Below are 20,358 nucleotides of genomic sequence, written 5' to 3'. Positions count from 1 at the left end.
AACCTTTCCGCTGTTCGTTTGTAGAGTTAACCAGTCAGTGAGAAGTGCCATCTATCGAGCAATATCAAAACTTTTTGATATGCCCTTGCGGCGATTTCCCACCGTCACTAGACTGCTGCCCCATGAACTTACGCGTGCCTTCCATTCGCCATGACGATTGCGACGAGCTGGCGGCCCTGTGCAAGGCCGGTGGCGACCCGCTGCGCCTGAATGTATTGCGCGCGCTGGCCAACGATTCGTTCGGCGTACTGGAGCTGGCGCAGATTTTCGGCATTGGTCAGTCAGGCATGAGCCACCACCTCAAGGTGCTGGCACAGGCCGATCTGGTGGCGACGCGCCGCGAGGGCAACGCGATTTTCTATCGCCGCGCCCTGCCCCACACCGAATTGCTCGGCGGCAAGTTGCACGCTGCATTGTTAGAAGAAGTCGACAATCTGGCGCTGCCGGAGGACGTGCAGGCACGCATCACTCAGGTCCACGGACAACGTGAAGCCGCCAGCCAGGATTTTTTCGCCCGGGTCGCAGAGAAATTCCGCGCCCAGCAAGACTTGATCGCAGGCCTGCCGCAGTACCGCGACAGCGTGCTGGCCCTGCTCGACAAACTGAACTTCAATGGTGCTGCCACGGCCATTGAAGTCGGCCCCGGCGATGGTGCTTTTCTGCCGGAACTGGCCCGCCGCTTCGGCACCGTAACCGCGCTGGACAACAGCCCGGCGATGCTCGAACTGGCGCGTCAGGTATGTGAACGTGAACGGCTGGCTAACGTCAGCCTGCAATTGGCCGATGCATTGAATGGCTCCAGCCTTCAGGCCGATTGCGTGGTACTGAACATGGTGTTGCACCATTTCGCCGCGCCGGCCGAAGCGCTCAAGCACATGGCCGGCCTGCTGCAACCGGGCGGTAGCCTGCTCGTGACAGAGTTATGTAGCCACAACCAGAGTTGGGCCAGGGAGGCCTGCGGTGATCTGTGGTTGGGGTTTGAACAGGACGATTTGGCCCGTTGGGCCACCGCTGCGGGACTCGTTCCCGGGGACAGCCTCTATGTAGGCTTACGTAATGGTTTCCAGATCCAGGTTCGCCACTTTCAGCGACCGGCTGGCGACACTCACCATCGGTAAATTCAGGAAAACATCGAGATGAGCGAATACTCCCTCTTCACCTCCGAGTCCGTGTCTGAAGGACATCCGGACAAAATCGCCGACCAGATTTCCGATGCGGTGCTGGACGCCATTATTGCCCAGGACAAACACGCACGCGTTGCCGTGGAAACTCTGGTCAAGACCGGCGTTGCCATCGTGGCCGGTGAAGTGACCACCAGCGCCTGGGTCGACCTTGAGCAGATCGTTCGTGACGTGATCTGCGACATCGGCTACACCAGCTCCGAAGTCGGCTTCGACGGCGCGACCTGCGGCGTGATGAACATCATCGGCAAGCAGTCCCCTGACATCAACCAGGGTGTTGACCGCGCCAAGCCTGAAGATCAGGGCGCCGGCGACCAGGGCCTGATGTTCGGCTACGCCAGCAACGAAACCGACGTGCTGATGCCAGCGCCGATCACCTTCTCGCACCAGCTGGTGCAGCGTCAGGCCGAAGCCCGCAAATCGGGTCTGCTGCCGTGGCTGCGTCCGGACGCCAAGTCGCAAGTGACTTGCCGCTACGAAGGCGGCAAGGTTGTCGGTATCGACGCAGTGGTTCTGTCGACCCAGCACAACCCTGAAGTGTCGTACAAAGACCTGCGCGAAGGCGTGATGGAGCTGATCGTCAAGCACGTGCTGCCTGCCGAACTGCTGAGCAAAGACACCCAGTTCCACATCAACCCGACCGGCCAGTTCATCATAGGCGGCCCGGTAGGTGACTGCGGCCTGACCGGTCGCAAGATCATCGTCGACAGCTACGGTGGCATGGCCCGTCACGGCGGCGGCGCGTTCTCCGGTAAAGATCCATCGAAGGTTGACCGTTCGGCGGCCTACGCTGGCCGTTATGTTGCCAAGAACATCGTCGCTGCCGGCCTGGCCGAGCGTTGCGAGATCCAGGTGTCCTACGCCATCGGTGTCGCTCAGCCGACTTCGATCTCGCTGAACACCTTCGGCACCGGCAAGATCAGCGATGACAAGATCATCAAACTGGTGCGTGAAGTGTTCGACCTGCGTCCATACGCAATCACCACCATGCTCGATCTGCTGCACCCGATGTACCAGGAAACTGCAGCCTACGGCCACTTCGGTCGTGCTCCGCAGACCAAGACAGTTGGCGAAGACACCTTCTCCACCTTCACCTGGGAAAAAACCGACCGCGCCGACGCTCTGCGTTCCGCGGCCGGCCTGTAATTCCCCGGCTGCAAAAAAGCCCCGCACGGTTCGCGCCGTGCGGGGCTTTTTCATGCTTGCCAGGATTAAAAGATCGCAGCCTTCGGCAGCTCCTACACAACGCATCCCCCTGTAGGAGCTGCCGAAGGCTGCGATCTTTTGACTTTAACGCTGCGCAACACCCCGCAAAACACCCAGGCTACCCGACCCGCAATCCTCGCCTAGCCTTCAAACATTCCCCCTGAGCAAGGACGCTCAAAATGCTTGCCACGCTGCGCCTGTTTTCCGCTGTTCTGCTGAGCTTCATCCCTCTGATCGCTTACTCAGCCTGCCCCGACTGGTCTACCAGCAGGGCAAAAACTGAAATCTCGGCCCTGCAACTGCAGATCGATCAATGGGACAACGCCTACCACCGCCAAGGTCGCTCGCTGATTGCCGACGAGCTCTACGATCAATCGCGCCTGCGGCTCAACCAATGGCGCCAGTGCTTCCAGCAGCACGCAGCGCCCGAACCTTTGCGCACTGCCTCAGGCGCCATCGCTCATCCGGTCGCGCACACCGGTCTGGACAAGCTTCACGAAGCCGCCGCCGTTCAAGCGTGGTTGAAGAATCGGCAGGATGTCTGGGCACAACCCAAGGTCGATGGTGTGGCCGTCACGCTGATCTACCGTCGCGGTCTGTTGCAGCAAGCGATCAGTCGCGGTGACGGCATCAGCGGTCAGGACTGGACAGCATCGGCGCAAAAGATCGGCGCCATTCCGCAACGACTGACTCAACCGCTGGACTTGCTGGTGCAAGGCGAACTCTACTGGCGCCTGCAGCAACATGAGCAAGCCAGCGCCGGCAGCGTCAACGCCCGCGCCACGGTTGCCGGGCTGATGAGCCGTAAAACCTTGAGCACAGATCAGGCGTCCGGGATCGGTCTGTTCGTCTGGGACTGGCCGCAGGGGCCGGCGAATCTGCCGGAAAGAATATCGACGCTAGCGACATTGGGCTTTGCCACGACAGCGCCATTCAGTCAGGCCATCACCAACCTTGCCGACGCGCAAAAATGGCGGGAGTACTGGTATCGATCGCCCCTGCCGTTCGCTACTGACGGCATTGTCCTGCGCCAGAGCCAGCGCCCACCGGCCGAGCGCTGGCAGGCAAGCGCGCCCTACTGGGCCGTCGCCTGGAAATACCCGTTTACCCGAGCGCTGGCCGAGGTGCGCAAAGTGAATTTCAAGGTCGGCCGCAGTGGACGCATCACGCCGGTATTGGAGTTGTCGCCCGTGATGCTCGATGACCGCGAGATCAAACGCGTCAGCGCCGGCTCCCTCAAGCGCTGGCAGACGCTGGACATCCGCCCCGGTGATCATGTGGCAATCAGCCTGGCCGGCCTGACCATCCCGCGACTCGACAGTGTGGTGCTGCGCACTACCGAACGGGCCGCCCTCGACATTCCCGACACGCGCGATTTCCACGCCCTGAGCTGCTGGCAACCGACACCCGGTTGCGAAAGCCAGTTTCTCGCGCGCCTGACCTGGCTCAGTGGCAAGCAAGGGCTGGCGCTGCAGAATGTCGGGCGCGGCACCTGGGAGAAACTTCTGGAAACAGGCCGCCTGAACAACCTGCTGGATTGGTTGACCCTCGACGAGCCAGAGCTTGCTAACATTGCCGGCTTCGGCGAGCGCAGCAGCGCACGTCTGATCAACAGTTTTCACAGCGCCCGCCAACGACCGTTCACGCAGTGGCTCAAAGCCTTGGGTTTACCGCCAACCGGTCAGGCACAACTGGCCGACTCGTGGCAGGCGCTGGCACAACGCGACACCGAACAATGGCAGGCAGAGGCCGGAATCGGCCCGGGCCGCGCGGCGCAATTGAGCGCATTCTTCCGCGACCCGCAGGTGCTGGCCTTGAGTGACACATTACGCGCCGCCGGAATCGACGGCTTCTGATCACGCAATCCCGGCATCCGGGAACCGAAGGAACGTCAGACGCTCAAACAGCGCAGTGCCACCGACCCGATTGCCTTCGCACATGGAGCTTTTATGAAATTTCTTGCACCGCTCGCCTTGCTGACCCTCTGTGGCGTTTTGGCCGCACCTGCGATGGCCGACGAAGATGCACCGGGCCTGACCGGTTGCGCCGCGAAGAAGCAGGGCATCATCAATCAGATCGAACAAGCCAAATCCCGAGGCAACACCGACCAGCAGGCGGGTCTGCAAACCGCTCTGGAGGAAGTGACGAAAAACTGCACCGATGCGGGCCTGAAGAAAGAACGCGAGAACAAGGTGCTGGAAGCCAAGCACGAAGTCAGCAAACGTCAGGCTGATCTCGACAAGGCGATGAAGAAAGGTGATCCGGAGAAGATCGACAAGCGCAAAAACAAACTCGCCGAGTCGCGCAAAGAACTGCAGGATGCGCTGGACCAGATCGACAAGTAACCCGTATTGAGGGCGATGTCCTGTGGCGAGGGAGCTTGCTCCCGCTGGGCCGCGAAGCGGCCCAAACTCCATTCAATGGCGCTGCAGCAGACTCAACTTGGTTGAATGGATTTACGACGGCTGCGCCGCCGAGCGGGAGCAAGCTCCCTCGCCACAGTCGTCCGGCAGTCTCCGACAATCAATGATCCCGAAACTCTTTATGGCAAGCGCTGCAGGCATCTTCGACTTTCTGCACCGCCGGTCCCAGGTTGCCGGCCTTGTACGGCTGGACCTTGCTGGCGATCACCAGTTCACCGGTGGCCGCCTCAAGGTTACGGGCCAATTCCTGAAAGCGGGCCTGACGCAGCCAGACATCGTCCTTGGCGCTGGTGTGATCTTCTTCGCGCACCTGCGGGAAATGCTTCCACGGTTCATGAGACAACGCATCAAGCTTCACCGCGCCTTCGGCGAATTTCGGCCCGTCGAACGGAATGCGTCCGCGCAACATGCCGCCCAGGTCTTCACCGGTCTTGAGCATCTGCTTGAAGATCGCCTTGCGTTGACCCAGCGGCGAATTCGGATCGACGCCGCCACAGGCGGACAAGGTCAGACAGGCCAGCAATACAACAGAAATTCTTTTAAGAGTCATGGTGGCTTCAGGTCACGGAATTCGGCGGCCAGTATCCTCGCGTCGCCGTCAAACACCAATAGCCCTATTAAAAATACGGGTTGCCCGAGCGCATGGAGCACTCGGGCAACCGGCACAGGAAATCACTCCATGAACAGCCGTTTCAAGGCCTGGCGTCACCCGCTGATCGCAACCCTGCCGCTGCTGGCAATCCTTGCTGGCTGTACGGGCGGCGACAATGCCAAACCGAAAACCCACGCCTTGGCGACTTATTCCAGCGCCACCTGGGAAGCCCTGCCGGCGGTGTCCGACAGCGACCTGGTCGCCGGTTTCGGCTCGTGGCGCAGCGCCTGCACCCGACTCAAGGCTGATCCGATCTGGGGTGGCACCTGCGCGGCAGCCGCCAGCGTGCCGCAACGCGCCAACGAGATTCGCGCGTTCCTCAAGCAGAACCTCGACGTGTTCGGGTTGCGCGCCGAACACGACAACCCCAACGGCCTGATCACCGGTTACTACGAGCCGGTCTACCCCGGCAGCCTGACCCCCACCGAAACAGCCAACGTGCCGGTCTATGGTGTGCCCGAAGACATGATCATCGTGTCGCTGGACAGCATTTACCCCGAACTCAAGGGCAAGCGCCTGCGTGGTCGCCTCGAAGGTCGGGTGCTCAAGCCGTATGACGACGCCGCAACCATCGAATCCAAAGGCGTCAAAGCCCCGGTAGTGGCGTACCTGACCGATCCGATGAACCTGCAGTTTTTGCAGATCCAGGGTTCCGGGCGGATTCAGACACCGGACGGCAAGCAACTGCGCATCGCCTACGCCGACCAGAACGGCCACCCGTACCGACCGATCGGCCGCTGGCTGGTGGAACAGGGCGAGTTGAAGAAAGAAGACGTGACCATGAGCGCGATCAGCAATTGGGCCAAGGCCAACCCGTCGCGCATTCCGGAGCTGTTGGGCAGCAACCCGAGTTATGTGTTCTTCACCCGTAACCCGGACAGCAACGAAGGCCCACGTGGTTCACTGAACGTACCGCTGACCGCCGGTTACAGCGCCGCGGTGGATCGCAAGGTGATTCCGTTGGGCAGTCTGCTGTGGTTGTCGACCACCCGTCCGGACGGCACCGCTCTGGTTCGCCCGGTCGCGGCGCAGGACACTGGCGGCGCGATTGCCGGCGAGGTGCGCGCGGACTTGTTCTGGGGCACCGGCGACGCAGCCGGGCAACTGGCCGGGGACATGAAACAGCAGGGGCAGATCTGGATGCTCTGGCCTAAAGGTGCGGCGTTACCGCAAGTGCCCCAGGTCGCCGACAAACCTTGAAAAGCAAAAGATCGCAGCCTGCGGCAGCTCCTACAGGGGACATGTATCAACCTTGTAGGAGCTGCCGCAGGCTGCGATCTTTTGATCTTGCTTTATCTATACCGACACAAAGAAGAACGCAGCAATCAGCCCCATCCCGACAAACCACACCAGCGACCGCAAGATCGCCCAGTCCGCCAGATAGCAAATGATGTACAGCAGGCGACTGGTGATAAACAGCACCGCCAGCACATTCACGGTCACTAGCTGCGCCGTACCCACCAGATGCGCAACAATCACTGCGGCAGCAAACGCCGGCATCACTTCGAAGCTGTTCAACTGCGCCGCATGCGCCCGTCGGGCGACGCCGCCCACGCTATCGAGAAAATCCCGAGGATCATGATTGTCACTGAGCCGGAAACCGCCCGAGACCTTGGCCACAATCGTGCACACATACGGCAGGAAAATCGCGATCAATACACACCACAGAGCCACCGTCATAACGCCGTCCTTTTTTCGAGTGTTGGAAATGGCGGGCGGTCAGAACTTCATCACCAGCATGCCGATCAGCACCAGCCCACAGGCTAAGAGCCGCGGCCTGCCGAAAGGTTCTTTCAGATACCGCATGCCGAACAGCACCACCAGGATCACGCTGATCTCACGCAAGGCCGCCGCTTCGGCAATCGAGCCCAATTGCATCGCCCACAGCACCAGAGCGTAGCTGAACAACACGCAGAACCCGACCGCCAGTCCCAGCTTCCATTGCTCGCGCCAGAACACCAGAAATGCCGGGCGTTTGGCGACCCACGCCAGCAACGGAAACGGCCAGGCGCTGAGCAGCGTGACCCAGACCAGGTAATCCAGCGGATGCGACCAGCGCCGCAAGGCCTGGCCATCGATGTAGGTGTAGCAACCGATGCACAAGCCAATCAGCGCCACCACCGGCAGCATGGACCACGGCAAATGTTTACCACCACCGCCCTGCCAGAGCAGGCAGACCATGCCCAGCGGAATCAGCATGATCCCGAAGATCTGCCGCGTGGTGAGCACTTCGCCGGCGAAGATCAGGGTCAGCGCCAGCACTACCAGCGGCGACAAGCCGCGCATCAAGGGATAGACCAACCCGAGGTCACCGACCCGATAAGCCTGGATCAGCAAATAGCGATACAGCAGCTCGAATGCTGCCGACGCCAGAATCCACGGCCAGATGTGCGCCGGTGGCAGGCTGATGAATGGAAAGGCCAGCGCCACGAACAACAGCGCCACCGTGTCCATGCACGCCACCACTAACAGCCGTTCGGCACTGAACTTGATCAGGGTATTCCACGTCGCATGCAACAGCGCCGCCATCAACACCAGAACTGTCGCCGCCACGTCCCACTCCTTGATTTTTTGTTGACCCTACACCAATGCGTACCACCGACCAACCGAGGGATGTGATTGTGTCCCCACCCCGAAACAGCCCATCCAACTTTCGCGCCGAAGAATCGGGGCGCTGTCTTTCCCCCCATCCAATGGAGCCCGGATGCTAGAACTTGTAGCCGCTTTTATCTGCCTCACCACCCTTCTCACCTTCGTCAATTACCGCTTCATCGGCCTGCCGCCGACCATCGGCGTCATGGTCACCGCGCTGATGTTCTCCCTGTTGCTGCAAGGCCTGAGTGTGCTCGGCTACCCCGGCCTCGAAGAACGCGTGCAGCAACTGATCGGCCAGATCGACTTCGGCGACCTGCTGATGAACTGGATGCTGTCGTTCCTGCTGTTCGCCGGCGCCCTGCACGTCAACCTCAACGATTTGCGCAGCTATCGCTGGCCCATCGGCCTGCTGGCGACGTTCGGCGTGCTGATTGCCACCGCCGTGATCGGCAGCCTCGCCTATTACATTTTTGCCCTGTTCGGCTGGCACGTGAGCTTCCTCTACTGCCTGCTGTTCGGCGCGCTGATTTCGCCGACCGACCCGATCGCGGTACTCGGCGTACTGCGTACCGCCAATGCCTCAAAACCGCTGAAAACCACCATCGTCGGCGAGTCGTTGTTCAACGACGGCACCGCGGTCGTGGTGTTTACCGTGCTGCTGGGCATCGCTCAGTTGGGTGAGACGCCGACCCTCAGCGCCACGGCCATGCTGTTCGTGCATGAAGCCCTTGGCGGCGTACTGTTCGGCGGGCTGATCGGTTATGGGGTGTACCGGATGATCAAAAGCGTCCAGCAGCATCAGATCACTGTGATGCTGACCCTGGCGCTGGTGATCGGCGGTTCGGCGATGGCCACCGAGTTGCACGTCTCGGCGCCGATTGCGATGGTGGTGGCCGGCCTGATCATCGGCAACCTGGGGCGCAACCTGGCGATGAACGACATGACCCGCAAGTACCTCGACGGCTTCTGGGAGCTGCTCGATGACATGCTCAACGCCCTGCTATTCGCGCTGATCGGCATGGAGCTGTTGCTGCTGCCGTTCAACTGGGCGCACGTGGCGGCGGCCAGTTTGCTGGCGCTGGCGATCCTGCTGTCGCGCCTGCTCACCGTGGCCCCGGCCATCGTTCTGCTGCGGCGTTGGCGCACAGTGCCGCGTGGCACCATCCGCATCCTGACCTGGGGCGGTTTGCGCGGTGGTGTTTCGGTGGCACTGGCGCTGGCCCTGCCGCTGGGCCCGGAGCGCGACTTGCTGTTGAGCATCACCTACATCGTGGTGCTGTCGTCGATCCTGTTGCAAGGCCTGACCATCGGCAAGCTGGTCAAGCATGCCACCCGCGACGAGCCGGCCACCACGGCCGAGCCCGCGCACCACTGATCATTTTCTGATCTGCTGCGGATCGGGCTTTTCGGCCTGATCCGCAGACCCTTTGGCCTTGCCTGTTTCCTTTGGCGCACCGCTTTCGCTGCGGATCTGCGCATGGCTGATCAGGGCGAAGATGAAACTGCCGCCAATGATGTTCCCCGCCAGCGTGGGCCCGGCAAACACCATCCAGAAATCACTCCACGGCAACTCGCCGGCAAACACCAGATACGAGACTTCCGCCGAACCGACCACGATGTGGGTGAAGTCGCCCAACGCCATCAGATAAGTGATGAGGATGATGATCCACATCTTCGCGCTCTCCATGGACGGGATCATCCAGACCATGGTGGCGATCATCCAGCCGGAGACGATGCCCTTGGCGAACATCTGGCTGGCGTGGTTCTCCATGACCTTGCGGCCGATTTCAAGGAAGGCGTGATCGGTCTTGGTGTCAAAGATCGGCAGCTCGAGCATCACGTACGCCACCAGAATCGTCCCGCACAAATTGCCGAACAGGACGACGCCCCACAAGCGGATCAACCGGCCAAAATTGGCCAGGGTCGGTTTGGTCATCACCGGGAGGACGGCGGTCAGGGTGTTTTCGGTGAACAGTTGCTGGCGGGCGAGAATCACCGCGAGGAAACCGGCACAGTAGCCGAAACTGGCGATGACCTTGAATTCGTCGCCCTCGGGCAGGCGTGAATTGAGCAGGCCCATGCCCATCAGCGACAGGCCCATGGTCAATCCGGCCGCGAGCGCCGACCACCACAACGCGGCGATGCTGCGCTCCAGTTCCTGATCGCCCTGCGTGCGGATGATTTCATGCAGAACCGCTGCGCGAGGCGGCTGGTTTTTCTCGACTTCATGTTGTTCATCGGTCGAGAGATTGGGGGTCTTGCCGTCTGTCGGGGTGGTCATGGCGTGGGAACCGGGTGGGGGGCTTTCAGCTACGACCCTTGCCGTTCGGAATACGTTCTGTAGGAGCTGCCGAAGGCTGCGATCTTTTGATTTTGCTCGACCAAAACAAAGTCAAAAGATCGCAGCCTTCGGCAGCTCCTACAGGGCTTGCATTACTTGGTGACGAGCTCATCTTCCTTGAACTGATCTTTGACGTACTTGATCTCGGTCCGCCCGTGCGGCGCCGGCAGGCCGTCTTCGCCAAGGTTGACGAAGACCATCTTCTCGACGGTGAGAATGCTCTTGCGGGTGATCTTGTTGCGTACTTCGCAGGTGAGGGTGATCGAGGTGCGGCCGAACTCGGTGGCGGTGATGCCCAGTTCGATGATGTCGCCCTGGCGCGAGGCGCTGACGAAGTTGATTTCGGAAATGTACTTGGTCACCACGCGCTGATTGCCCAACTGGACGATCGCGTAGATCGCCGCCTCTTCGTCGATCCAGCGCAGCAGGCTGCCGCCGAACAGGGTGCCGTTGGGGTTCAGGTCTTCGGGTTTTACCCATTTGCGGGTGTGGAAATTCATGTTCACTCCTGAGCGTTTGCCGAAAGATGGCGCCATCTTGGCAGACCGGGCGGTCAGGCTCCATGAGCCTTCTACTATGGTCGCTATTAACGATCTTCATCTGGCCGACAGAAACCCTTTGGAAGATCAGTCTAGACGGCTATAATCGCCCCCGTTTCAAAACGGTAACCTTCACTTGCTACCGTTTTCCCGCCACCTGTCCGAGGGGCGCTGCAGCAGGATCAACCTGTCAGGCTCGGATGGGGCGTTGACTGGCCACGGCCGGACACTAAACGCACAACGGCGCCCATTCGCATACATTACGAATGGAGGCTCTTCATGAGCGCTGTTATCACGCCTGCAGATTTTAACGATTACAAAGTTGCCGACATGTCCCTGGCTGCCTGGGGTCGTCGCGAAACCATCATCGCCGAGTCGGAAATGCCGGCCCTGATGGGTCTGCGCCGCAAGTACGCCTCCGAGCAGCCGCTCAAGGGCGCGAAAATCCTCGGCTGCATCCACATGACCATTCAGACTGCCGTGCTGATCGAAACCCTGGTTGCCCTGGGTGCCGAAGTGCGCTGGTCGTCCTGCAACATTTTCTCGACTCAGGATCAGGCCGCTGCCTCCATCGCTGCCGCCGGCATCCCGGTTTTCGCCTGGAAAGGCGAGACTGAAGAAGAGTACGAGTGGTGCCTGGAGCAGACCATCCTGAAAGATGGCCAGCCATGGGACGCCAACATGATCCTCGACGACGGCGGCGACCTGACCGAACTGCTGCACAAGAAATACCCACAGGTGCTGGACCGCGTTCACGGCGTGACCGAAGAAACCACCACCGGCGTTCACCGCCTGCTGGACATGCTGGCCAAGGGCGAGCTGAAGATCCCGGCCATCAACGTCAACGACTCGGTGACCAAGTCCAAGAACGACAACAAGTACGGCTGCCGTCACAGCCTGAACGATGCGATCAAGCGCGGTACCGACCACCTGCTGTCCGGCAAGCAAGCGTTGGTCATCGGTTACGGTGACGTGGGCAAGGGCTCCGCGCAGTCCCTGCGTCAGGAAGGCATGATCGTCAAGGTTTCCGAAGTTGACCCGATCTGCGCCATGCAGGCCTGCATGGACGGTTTCGAACTGGTTTCGCCGTTCATCGACGGGATCAACGACGGCACCGAAGCGAGCATCGACAAAGCGCTGCTGGGCAAGATCGACCTGATCGTGACCACCACCGGTAACGTCAACGTTTGCGACGCGAACATGCTCAAAGCCCTGAAGAAGCGTGCTGTTGTCTGCAACATCGGCCACTTCGACAACGAAATCGACACCGCTTTCATGCGCAAGAACTGGGCATGGGAAGAAGTGAAGCCACAGGTCCACAAGATCCACCGTACCGGCCCGGGCGCGTTCGACGCGCAGAACGACGACTACCTGATCCTGCTGGCCGAAGGCCGTCTGGTGAACCTGGGTAACGCCACCGGTCACCCGAGCCGCATCATGGACGGTTCGTTCGCCAACCAGGTGCTGGCGCAGATCTTCCTGTTCGGCCAGAAGTACGCCGACCTGTCGCCAGCCCAGAAAGCCGAGCGTCTGACCGTTGAAGTACTGCCGAAGAAACTCGACGAAGAAGTGGCCCTGGAAATGGTGCGCGGCTTCGGCGGCGTGGTCACTCAACTGACCAAGCAACAGGCTGACTACATCGGCGTCACCGTCGAAGGCCCGTTCAAGCCGCACGCTTACCGCTACTAACAGGCGCTGACTGCTCGCTCTCCCTGTGGGAGCGAGCCTGCTCGCGAAGGCGTCGCAAGATTCAACATCCGTGTTGTCTGACCCGGCGCTTTCGCGAGCAGGCTCGCTCCCACATGGGATTGCAGCGCCTCGAAGGTTCTTGTTTCCAAGGGTATGACCATGTCCCAAGACCGTCGCTACAGCTTCGAGTTCTTCCCGACCAAGACCGATGCTGGGCATGAAAAACTGCTCAACGTTGCCCGTCAGCTGGCAACGTACAACCCCGACTTCTTTTCCTGCACCTACGGCGCTGGTGGTTCGACCCGTGATCGCACCCTCAACACCGTTCTGCAGCTGGAAAGCGAAGTTAAAGTACCGGCCGCACCGCACTTGTCGTGCGTCGGCGACAGTAAAGACGACCTGCGCGGACTGCTGAACGAGTACAAGGCGGCCGGCATCAAGCGCATCGTTGCCCTGCGCGGTGACCTGCCGTCCGGCATGGGCATGACCAGCGGCGAGCTGCGTCACGCCAATGAACTGGTTGAATTCATTCGTGAAGAAACCGGTGATCATTTCCACATCGAAGTTGCCGCTTATCCGGAGATGCATCCGCAAGCGCGCAATTACGAAGACGATCTCGCCAACTTCGTGCGCAAGGCCCGCGCCGGCGCCGACAGCGCGATCACCCAGTACTTCTTCAACGCCGACAGCTACTTCTACTTTGTCGACCGTTTGCAGGCGCTGGGCGTGGACATTCCGGTGGTACCGGGGATCATGCCGATCACCAACTACAGCAAGCTGGCGCGGTTCTCCGATGCCTGCGGTGCGGAAATTCCGCGCTGGATCCGCAAGCAACTGGAAGCCTACGGCGACGACAGCCAGAGCATTCAGCGCTTTGGCGAACAGGTTGTCAGCGAAATGTGCGAACGTCTGCTGCAGGGCGGCGCACCAGGGCTGCACTTCTATTCCATGAACCAGGCTGAACCTAGTCTGGCGATCTGGAATAACCTGAAGTTGCCTCGCTAAGCACTAAAAAGAAAGATCAAAAGATCGCAGCCTTCGGCAGCTCCTACAGGGGTGTCGCGGCTGCGATCTTTTGCTTTTGAATCCCCGAATTAGAGCTTGTGCAGGCACTTTCTGGCTCTTTCGCGTTTCTCGTCGTAATCTCAAGCCATGCCTTTGATCGCGCAATTATTCACGGTGCTGGTTTTTGCTTGCCTGAGCTTTGCCGCTCGGGGCGAGAAGTTGCGTATTGTCACCGAGCCATGGGCGCCGTACGTGTACGAAGAGGACGGCAAGAACCTCGGCCTGGATTACGAAACCACGGCCATCGTGTTCAAGCGTCTGGGCATCGAGGTCGAATGGCAATTTTTGCCGTGGAAACGTTGCCTGTCGATGCTCGAAACCGGTCAGGCTGACGGCGCCCTGGACATCTTTCACAGCGACGAGCGCGACGCCACCCTGCTCTACCCCATCGAACCGCTGTCGGACGTCGAGTTCGTGATGTTCTACGCCAACGACCGGCCACACCCGTTCAGCAAACTCGAAGAACTCAAAGGCCTGACCATCGGCACCTCGCCGGGTTATCTGTACAGCCCTGACTTCAGCGAATCGACACTGTTCACCCGCGAACCGGCGCCAACCCACGAGGCCAACTTCGGCAAACTGCTGCGCGGACGCATCGACTTGCTGATCACCGATCGCCGCGTGGGTCAGCATTTGCTCGACCAGCTGAATATTCGCGATCAAATCACCGAAAATCCCACGGTCATCAGCCGTCAGAGCCAATATCTGGCCGTTCGACGCAATGCCGGGATGGATCTGCTGGTGGCGCGTTTTGGCGCCGAACTCAAGCGCTTCAAACGCGAACCGGCCTACGCCGAGCTCAGCGCACGCTACGGCGCCGCCCCGGTCGACGCCGCTCCGCTGAGCAACGCCTCGGCCAGCCGCAAAACCGTTGAGCAGCAGGAAAGCAGCGCGCAGTGATTGCTCTGTTATACTCCGGCGTTCCCGCCAGGCTCACGCCCGGACGCCCGGAACCGTAACAGGCCTCCAGTCCCGCTACAGCGCAGCTTTTCAGCCCGCGCGAGCGCTCCTGACGTGCCTTCGAGACCGCAGCAGGACCGGACGGGGTCGCGTCCTCTTAAACGCGATTCGCGCCAGGCAAGACTCCCATTGGGCCAAGCCCTAACTAAAACAGGATTACTCATGTCCTTTGCTTCCCTCGGTCTCTCCGAGGCTTTAGTCCGTGCCATCGAAGATGCGGGCTATACCGAGCCTACTCCGGTGCAACAGCGGGCCATTCCCGCCGTGTTGCAAGGTCGCGACCTGATGGTTGCGGCACAGACAGGTACCGGTAAAACCGGCGGTTTCGCCCTTCCGATCCTGGAGCGGTTGTTCCCCAACGGTCACCCGGACAAATCCCAGCGTCACGGCCCGCGCCAACCGCGCGTCCTGGTCCTGACCCCGACCCGCGAACTCGCGGCCCAGGTTCACGAGAGCTTCAAGATCTACGCCCGTGACCTGAAATTCGTCAGCGCCTGCATCTTTGGCGGCGTCGGCATGAACCCGCAAGTCCAGGCCATGTCCCGTGGCGTTGACGTGCTCGTCGCGTGCCCGGGTCGTCTGCTTGACCTCGCCGGCCAGGGCAGCGTTGACCTGTCCCACGTCGAAATCCTCGTCCTCGACGAAGCCGACCGCATGCTCGACATGGGTTTCGTGCACGATGTGAAGAAAGTCCTCGCGCGTCTGCCGGCCAAGCGTCAGAACCTGCTGTTCTCGGCGACCTTCTCCAAAGACATCACCGATCTGGCCGGCAAGCTGCTGCACAACCCGGAACGTATCGAAGTCACGCCGCCGAACACCACGGTCGAGCGCATCGAACAACGCGTGTTCCGTCTGCCGGCCAGCCACAAGCGTGCCCTGCTGGCGCACCTGATCACCGCCGGCGCCTGGGAACAGGTGCTGGTGTTCACCCGCACCAAGCACGGCGCCAACCGTCTGGCCGAATACCTGGACAAACACGGCCTGCCGGCTGTGGCGATCCACGGCAACAAAAGCCAGAACGCCCGCACCAAAGCCCTGGCCGACTTCAAGGCTGGTGAAGTGCGCATTCTGGTCGCCACCGACATTGCCGCACGCGGCCTGGACATCGACCAGTTGCCACACGTGGTCAACTTCGAGCTGCCGAACGTCGATGAAGACTACGTGCACCGTATCGGCCGTACTGGCCGCGCCGGTCGTTCGGGCGAGGCGATCTCGCTGGTCGCCCCGGACGAAGAAAAACTGCTGAAAAGCATCGAACGCATGACCAAGCAGAAAATCGCCGACGGCGACCTGATGGGCTTCGATGCCAGCACCATCGAGGCCGAGAAGCCTGAAGTGCGCGAGCGTCCGGACATGCGCAACCCGCGCAACTCCCGCGGCCCGCGTGGCGACGGTCCGAATGGCGGCGGTGGCGGCGGTCGCAAGGACAAAGGCAAAGACAAGGGCAAGGAAAAGCCGGCCGGCGAACGCGGCGAGCGCCCTGCCCGCCAGCAGAAACCACGTGAAGGCACGCCGAGCCGCGAACAGCGCCCAAGCCAGCCTCCACGCGCGGCGGCTGATCGTGCACCGGACGAGTTCCTCGACGACGATATCGATAACTTCGGTAACCGCGTTGACTACGTGCCCAAAGCCGCTCCGGCCGGTGGGCGTGGTCGCCGTCCGGGCGCGCCAGGCCAGGGCGCAGGTGCCGGCGCACCTCGCGGCGGTCAATCGCAAGGTCGCCAGAACGGCCCGCGCAACAGCAACGGTTCGAGCACCGGCACCCCGCCGGGCAAACGCAACGGTCCGCGCAACGGCGCTCCACGTGACGGCCAGGGCCGTCGTGACGAGTCCTCGCGCAACCGCCGTCCGGCTCGCGACGATCAGCAACGCGCCGAACCGGCCGTGCAGAACCCGCGCAGCACCGGGCCGAAGATCATGCACAAGGAGTCGAAAGCCGACCGCTTCCCGACGCCTGAGCAACTCGATCAACTGCCGACCCGTCCGCGCGGCGAAAAACCAGCCTTGCTGACCCGCAATCGCTGAGTTATCGCTGCAATGAAAAATGCCCCGGTTCGAAAGAGCCGGGGCATTTTTTTAGGATGTCCCAGAACCCGCTTTCTGTAGGAGCTGCCGAAGGCTGCGATCTTTTGATCCTGGAAAAACCAACCTCTCAAAAGATCGCAGCCTTCGGCAGCTCCTACAGGGGATCCGGGTTGTGGCGGGCAATAAAAAACGCCCCCGGCCTTACGACCGGGGGCGTTTTAGTGTGGCAGCGAAGTTATTTCGCTTTCACACCTTCGAACGAGATGTACAGGTCGACGTTGTCGGACTGTGGACCCAGGTCCATCATCTTGCCGAAATCAGAGCGCTTGATGCTGGTGGTGCCTTCGAAGCCGGCACGGTAGCCGCCCCATGGATCCTTGCCCTCACCCAGGAATACAGCCTTGACCACGATTGGCTTGGTCACGCCGTGCAGGGTCAGGTCGCCGGTCACGTCAGCCGTGTCTTTGCCAGCGGCGTTCTTGCCGGTGGATTTGACGCTGGTGGAGACGAACTTGGCGTCAGCGTATTTGCCCACGTCCAGGAAGTCTTTGCTGGCGATGTGCTTGTCGCGCTCGGCGTGGTTGGTGAACACGCTGGCGGTCTTCACGTTGAATTCGATTTTGCTGTCTTCAGGCTTGGCAGCGTCAAAGCTGAACTTGCCGTCGATGTCCTTGAAGGTACCGGTGATGTAGCTGTAGCCCAGGTGGCTGATCTTGAAGTCGACGAAGGCGTGCTGGCCTTCCTTGTCGACAGTGTAATCAGCAGCCATCACGTTCGCGGACAGTACGGCCGAACCGATTGCCAGAGCGGCCAGAGTCTTTTTCAACATGCTTTCTTTTCCTTTGAGTCGAGGTTGAATTTCAGGATTTGCGACCGAGCATTCGCGTCAGGGTCGCATCACGATCGATAAAGTGGTGCTTCAATGCTGCCAACGCATGGAGACCGGAAAAAATTACCAGCGCCCACGCCAGCCAGAGATGAATCACCCCAGCGGTGTCTGCCTGATCCGGTAGCCCGGAAACCAGTGCAGGCACTTCAAACAGACCAAACACCGGAATCCCGACACCGTCTGCGGTGGAAATCAGGTAACCGGCAAGCATCACAGCGAACAGCCCGACGTACAGAAACCCGTGGCCGAATTTGGCGCCGAGGCGGGTCATGCGGCTGTAGCTCTGCAGGGTTGGCGGCGGAGGGCTGATAAAGCGCCAGAGCACCCGCAACACCATCACACCCAACAACACCAGACCGATGCTCTTGTGCAGATCCGGCGCGTCTTTGCGCCAGCTGCTGTAGTAATCCAGCCCCACCATCCACAGACCCAGCGCGAACAGTCCGTAGACTGCCAGCGCCACGCCCCAGTGCATGAAGATGCTGACCCAACCATAGCGTGAAGCAGAGTTACGTAGCTGCATTGCCCAAATCCTGTGAGAACTGCGAACCAAGACTAGCGAGTTATCTATCGAATTAAAGCGGAAAATTTTGCTTTGAAATATCGAGAAATACGATCAAGAGTCTGTAAGTGGCTTGTTAAGGAAAGATTAAACGGGAAAAGTGTGGCGGGATGTTGTTGCCAGACAATGGAATTGCGTTGTCTGAGCGAGCCCTTCGCGAGCAGGCTCGCTCCCACAGGTGATCGCATTCTCTCTGAAAGCACTCGGTCAAATGTGGGAGCGAGCCTGCTCGCGAAGGCGGTTTGGCAGACAAAAAAAAGCGCGGCATAAACGCCGCGCTTTTTCATTCACCGCAAGGCTTACTGCGCCTTGGTCTCGGTCGTTGCAGCAGGCTTGGCCGCTGGCTTCTTCACCGGATCAGCCTTTTTCGCGGCTGGCTTGGCCGGGGCCTTTTTCGCCTCGGTTTTCGCTGCAGGCTTCTTCGCCGCAGGCTTGGCTGGCGCTTTCTTCGCCGGCTCGGTTTTCACCGGAGCGGCGGGTTTCGGCGCTTCCACCGGAGCTGGCGCAGGTGCCGGAGCCGGTGCAGGCGCTGGGGTCACTGGCGCTGGAGCCGGCTCAGGCGCCTTCACAGGTTCTGGCTTCTTCTCATCATCCGAACCGCCAAACAGGTTACTGAAGAAGTTACCCTTCTTCGCCGCCACGGCACCCGCCGCGCCCGCCGCTGCTGCAGCCGGAACCACTTTGGCCGGTTCAAACGACTTGCCGGCGGCCAGGTCTTCAACCTGACTGGCCGCACGCTGACCAGTGCGCAGCGCACCTTCCAGGGTGCCCGGATACAGGGTGTCGGTGTGCTCGCCCGCGAAGGTCACGCGTTGCAGCGGACGCTCCCACAGGCGCCAGAACTTGCTGATCTGGCCCGGGCCGTAAGCCAGGTAGGCGCCGCCCATCGACGGGTCGGTGCTGTAGCGACGGATTTCATAGCCGGTGAACGAGCCACGGGCCTGTGGATAAAACGCGTGCAGACGGATCAACACCTGATCGACCATCTGCTTGTCGCCGAACGCCTGCATCACGCGAGCGTTGTCGCCGGACAGGTTGATCACCACGTTGGCGCCGCCCTTCAGCGCCGGTTCGATCCAGAGCATGCCCAGACCTGCGTTGCTGTAGATCTCGCCGGACATGCGCGCCTTGCTTTCCCACACCGGCGTCTTGAACTTGAGCATGATCTGGTCGCGCCAGCCGTAGTTGGTGCCCTTGATCGCGGCCAGATGCTGGGCGTCCAGTGCCGGGGTCAGCGCAATCTTGTTCAGCGCGCGCAGCGGCACGGCCAGCACCACGTAATCAGCCTGGTAGCCGACACTGCCGACCTTGACGGTCACGCCGTCCTTGTCCTGAGTGATCGCCGACACCGGCGAGTTGGTCTTGATGGTCTTGATCTGTTTGACGAAGGCCTGGGCCAGCACCTGGCTGCCGCCGACCAGACGCGAAGCACGCAGCTCGCGGTCAGAGACGCCACGGTAGACGCGGTTCTGCTGGGCGAAATACAGCAGCGACAGACGCGAAGGCTCGTCGTAGTGGGTGCGGATGTCCTGGTTGATCAACTGACGCGCGGTGGCCGGCAGGTTCTGCTTGTCGAGCCAGCTCGAGACGTTGATCTGGTCCAGTGCATGCAGGGTACTGGTCGCGGCCGGGTTCTGCGGATCGTCGATCGAGCGTGCCAGATCGTCGAGGGTTTTCTGATAGCGCTTCAAGGCATCGGCGGTGGCCGGTTGCTTGGTCGCCAGATCGGCTGCGGAGAAATACTCGCCGTCGATCAGATAACCCGGGGTACGCACGAATTCAGGGGCCGGCGTGGTGCTCAGCTTGAAGGTCGAGACATATTTGTTCAGCACCGGCTGGGTCTTGTCGTTGCCGATCCACTCGCTGGTGGCCATGCCCGAGCGACCGCCCAGGCTCGGTTTGGCTTCCAGCAGGGTGACCTGCCAGCCCTTGTTTTGCAGCTCGTAAGCCGCGGTCAGGCCCGACAGGCCGCCGCCGATCACGATTGCGGTTTTATCCTTGGCCAGCGCCGTAACGCTGAACAGCCCCAACATCACCAGCGCACAGGCGCGCAGCCAACCGACAGACATTCAGCGAACTCCGGAAATACACGTAGGAAAAAGCAGTTTTTGCGGGTCAGACGACCCAAAGAACCGCGAAGAATACGTCAGCCATCAAAACGCCGCCAGCGACGTCTATCGGCCCATACAAAGTAGCTCAATCGACGCAATGGGTTGTCCCGACGCGATGCA

General features: G+C 60.8%; 18 protein-coding genes and 1 riboswitch. Of the genes, 10 read left to right on the top strand and 8 right to left on the bottom strand.

What is annotated here, in order from left to right; translation table 11 throughout:
* Nucleotides 1-122 precede the first annotated feature (122 nt).
* The 4 genes from ACM6HV_RS09735 (at nucleotide 123) to ACM6HV_RS09720 (ending at nucleotide 4,732) form a co-directional block, all read left to right on the top strand.
* Nucleotides 123-1,118: an ArsR/SmtB family transcription factor gene (locus ACM6HV_RS09735; protein WP_047297101.1), complete on the top strand. Its 996-nt coding sequence runs from the start codon at nucleotides 123-125 to the stop codon at nucleotides 1,116-1,118.
* Between the two features lie 18 nt (nucleotides 1,119-1,136).
* Nucleotides 1,137-2,327, top strand: coding sequence for a methionine adenosyltransferase (metK, locus tag ACM6HV_RS09730; protein WP_027610621.1), 1,191 nt, complete (start codon nucleotides 1,137-1,139; stop codon nucleotides 2,325-2,327).
* Between the two features lie 239 nt (nucleotides 2,328-2,566).
* Complete coding sequence (gene ligB, locus ACM6HV_RS09725; protein WP_414904070.1) at nucleotides 2,567-4,243, top strand: NAD-dependent DNA ligase LigB; 1,677 nt, start codon at nucleotides 2,567-2,569, stop codon at nucleotides 4,241-4,243.
* Nucleotides 4,244-4,336: 93 nt separating this feature from the next.
* On the top strand, nucleotides 4,337-4,732 hold the full coding sequence (locus ACM6HV_RS09720) for a DUF1090 domain-containing protein (RefSeq protein WP_047297103.1): 396 nt from the start codon (nucleotides 4,337-4,339) through the stop codon (nucleotides 4,730-4,732).
* Between the two features lie 178 nt (nucleotides 4,733-4,910).
* Here ACM6HV_RS09720 and ACM6HV_RS09715 read toward each other — a convergent pair whose 3' ends face one another.
* Entirely contained in the window at nucleotides 4,911-5,360 is a 450-nt protein-coding gene (locus ACM6HV_RS09715; RefSeq protein ID WP_041063443.1) for a c-type cytochrome, read from the bottom strand.
* Nucleotides 5,361-5,489: 129 nt separating this feature from the next.
* On the opposite strand from ACM6HV_RS09715, the gene ACM6HV_RS09710 reads away from it, so the two are divergent.
* Complete coding sequence (locus ACM6HV_RS09710; RefSeq protein WP_414904069.1) at nucleotides 5,490-6,662, top strand: murein transglycosylase A; 1,173 nt, start codon at nucleotides 5,490-5,492, stop codon at nucleotides 6,660-6,662.
* Between the two features lie 96 nt (nucleotides 6,663-6,758).
* Here the strand turns inward: ACM6HV_RS09710 and ACM6HV_RS09705 are convergent, their stop codons facing one another.
* Together ACM6HV_RS09705 and ACM6HV_RS09700 are read right to left on the bottom strand one after the other, a co-directional pair.
* The gene (locus tag ACM6HV_RS09705) at nucleotides 6,759-7,142 is read right to left on the bottom strand and encodes an MAPEG family protein (RefSeq protein WP_027610617.1); all 384 of its coding nucleotides are present in this window, start codon (nucleotides 7,140-7,142) and stop codon (nucleotides 6,759-6,761) included.
* Between the two features lie 39 nt (nucleotides 7,143-7,181).
* On the bottom strand, nucleotides 7,182-8,015 hold the full coding sequence (locus ACM6HV_RS09700) for an EamA family transporter (RefSeq protein WP_414904068.1): 834 nt from the start codon (nucleotides 8,013-8,015) through the stop codon (nucleotides 7,182-7,184).
* 151 nt (nucleotides 8,016-8,166) lie between these two features.
* Between ACM6HV_RS09700 and ACM6HV_RS09695 the strand changes: the two genes are divergently transcribed.
* Nucleotides 8,167-9,432, top strand: coding sequence for a cation:proton antiporter (locus ACM6HV_RS09695; protein ID WP_086793619.1), 1,266 nt, complete (start codon nucleotides 8,167-8,169; stop codon nucleotides 9,430-9,432).
* On the opposite strand, the gene ACM6HV_RS09690 is transcribed toward ACM6HV_RS09695, so the two are convergent.
* Together ACM6HV_RS09690 and ACM6HV_RS09685 are read right to left on the bottom strand one after the other, a co-directional pair.
* Nucleotides 9,433-10,338 carry a formate/nitrite transporter family protein gene (locus ACM6HV_RS09690; protein ID WP_414904067.1) on the bottom strand — a complete coding sequence of 302 codons (906 nt, stop codon included), beginning with the start codon at nucleotides 10,336-10,338 and terminating at the stop codon, nucleotides 9,433-9,435. It abuts the gene before it with no gap.
* Between the two features lie 152 nt (nucleotides 10,339-10,490).
* Nucleotides 10,491-10,898 (bottom strand): acyl-CoA thioesterase, encoded by a 408-nt coding sequence (locus tag ACM6HV_RS09685; RefSeq protein WP_003229043.1) that lies wholly within the window; start codon nucleotides 10,896-10,898, stop codon nucleotides 10,491-10,493.
* A gap of 196 nt (nucleotides 10,899-11,094) precedes the next feature.
* Nucleotides 11,095-11,193, top strand: a riboswitch (S-adenosyl-L-homocysteine riboswitch).
* Nucleotides 11,194-11,216: 23 nt separating this feature from the next.
* Here ACM6HV_RS09685 and ahcY point away from each other — a divergent pair.
* The 4 genes from ahcY (at nucleotide 11,217) to ACM6HV_RS09665 (ending at nucleotide 16,676) form a co-directional block, all read left to right on the top strand.
* Entirely contained in the window at nucleotides 11,217-12,626 is a 1,410-nt protein-coding gene (gene ahcY, locus ACM6HV_RS09680) for an adenosylhomocysteinase (RefSeq protein WP_007961892.1), read from the top strand.
* Between the two features lie 159 nt (nucleotides 12,627-12,785).
* Nucleotides 12,786-13,631, top strand: coding sequence for a methylenetetrahydrofolate reductase [NAD(P)H] (gene metF, locus ACM6HV_RS09675; protein ID WP_003229047.1), 846 nt, complete (start codon nucleotides 12,786-12,788; stop codon nucleotides 13,629-13,631).
* Nucleotides 13,632-13,778: 147 nt separating this feature from the next.
* The gene (locus ACM6HV_RS09670; protein WP_145593579.1) at nucleotides 13,779-14,591 is read left to right on the top strand and encodes a transporter substrate-binding domain-containing protein; all 813 of its coding nucleotides are present in this window, start codon (nucleotides 13,779-13,781) and stop codon (nucleotides 14,589-14,591) included.
* Nucleotides 14,592-14,813: 222 nt separating this feature from the next.
* Nucleotides 14,814-16,676: a DEAD/DEAH box helicase gene (locus ACM6HV_RS09665; RefSeq protein WP_414904066.1), complete on the top strand. Its 1,863-nt coding sequence runs from the start codon at nucleotides 14,814-14,816 to the stop codon at nucleotides 16,674-16,676.
* 235 nt (nucleotides 16,677-16,911) lie between these two features.
* Here the strand turns inward: ACM6HV_RS09665 and ACM6HV_RS09660 are convergent, their stop codons facing one another.
* From ACM6HV_RS09660 to ACM6HV_RS09650, 3 genes are all read right to left on the bottom strand, one after another.
* Complete coding sequence (locus ACM6HV_RS09660) at nucleotides 16,912-17,505, bottom strand: YceI family protein (RefSeq protein ID WP_041063462.1); 594 nt, start codon at nucleotides 17,503-17,505, stop codon at nucleotides 16,912-16,914.
* Nucleotides 17,506-17,536: 31 nt separating this feature from the next.
* Entirely contained in the window at nucleotides 17,537-18,088 is a 552-nt protein-coding gene (locus ACM6HV_RS09655; RefSeq protein WP_414904065.1) for a cytochrome b, read from the bottom strand.
* Nucleotides 18,089-18,426: 338 nt separating this feature from the next.
* On the bottom strand, nucleotides 18,427-20,196 hold the full coding sequence (locus ACM6HV_RS09650; RefSeq protein WP_414904064.1) for a flavin monoamine oxidase family protein: 1,770 nt from the start codon (nucleotides 20,194-20,196) through the stop codon (nucleotides 18,427-18,429).
* Between the last annotated feature and the right edge of the window lie 162 nt (nucleotides 20,197-20,358).

The sequence above is a fragment of the Pseudomonas sp. IT-P260 genome (assembly GCF_949768395.1).
In the GTDB taxonomy this organism is placed as follows: Bacteria; Pseudomonadota; Gammaproteobacteria; order Pseudomonadales; family Pseudomonadaceae; genus Aquipseudomonas; species Aquipseudomonas parakoreensis.
Note: the sequence above shows the minus strand (reverse complement) of the source record. Positions and strands in the feature narration are given on the sequence as shown.

Excerpts from the sequence above, each read along its gene's own strand:
- ACM6HV_RS09735 (WP_047297101.1), top strand. The coding sequence starts at position 123 with ATGAACTTACGCGTGCCTTCCATTCGCCATGACGATTGCGACGAGCTG.
- metK (WP_027610621.1), top strand. The coding sequence starts at position 1,137 with ATGAGCGAATACTCCCTCTTCACCTCCGAGTCCGTGTCTGAAGGACAT.
- ligB (WP_414904070.1), top strand. The coding sequence starts at position 2,567 with ATGCTTGCCACGCTGCGCCTGTTTTCCGCTGTTCTGCTGAGCTTCATC.
- ACM6HV_RS09720 (WP_047297103.1), top strand. The coding sequence starts at position 4,337 with ATGAAATTTCTTGCACCGCTCGCCTTGCTGACCCTCTGTGGCGTTTTG.
- ACM6HV_RS09715 (WP_041063443.1), bottom strand. The coding sequence starts at position 5,360 with ATGACTCTTAAAAGAATTTCTGTTGTATTGCTGGCCTGTCTGACCTTG.
- ACM6HV_RS09710 (WP_414904069.1), top strand. The coding sequence starts at position 5,490 with ATGAACAGCCGTTTCAAGGCCTGGCGTCACCCGCTGATCGCAACCCTG.
- ACM6HV_RS09705 (WP_027610617.1), bottom strand. The coding sequence starts at position 7,142 with ATGACGGTGGCTCTGTGGTGTGTATTGATCGCGATTTTCCTGCCGTAT.
- ACM6HV_RS09695 (WP_086793619.1), top strand. The coding sequence starts at position 8,167 with ATGCTAGAACTTGTAGCCGCTTTTATCTGCCTCACCACCCTTCTCACC.
- ACM6HV_RS09690 (WP_414904067.1), bottom strand. The coding sequence starts at position 10,338 with ATGACCACCCCGACAGACGGCAAGACCCCCAATCTCTCGACCGATGAA.
- ACM6HV_RS09685 (WP_003229043.1), bottom strand. The coding sequence starts at position 10,898 with ATGAATTTCCACACCCGCAAATGGGTAAAACCCGAAGACCTGAACCCC.
- ahcY (WP_007961892.1), top strand. The coding sequence starts at position 11,217 with ATGAGCGCTGTTATCACGCCTGCAGATTTTAACGATTACAAAGTTGCC.
- metF (WP_003229047.1), top strand. The coding sequence starts at position 12,786 with ATGTCCCAAGACCGTCGCTACAGCTTCGAGTTCTTCCCGACCAAGACC.
- ACM6HV_RS09670 (WP_145593579.1), top strand. The coding sequence starts at position 13,779 with ATGCCTTTGATCGCGCAATTATTCACGGTGCTGGTTTTTGCTTGCCTG.
- ACM6HV_RS09665 (WP_414904066.1), top strand. The coding sequence starts at position 14,814 with ATGTCCTTTGCTTCCCTCGGTCTCTCCGAGGCTTTAGTCCGTGCCATC.
- ACM6HV_RS09660 (WP_041063462.1), bottom strand. The coding sequence starts at position 17,505 with ATGTTGAAAAAGACTCTGGCCGCTCTGGCAATCGGTTCGGCCGTACTG.
- ACM6HV_RS09655 (WP_414904065.1), bottom strand. The coding sequence starts at position 18,088 with ATGCAGCTACGTAACTCTGCTTCACGCTATGGTTGGGTCAGCATCTTC.
- ACM6HV_RS09650 (WP_414904064.1), bottom strand. The coding sequence starts at position 20,196 with ATGTCTGTCGGTTGGCTGCGCGCCTGTGCGCTGGTGATGTTGGGGCTG.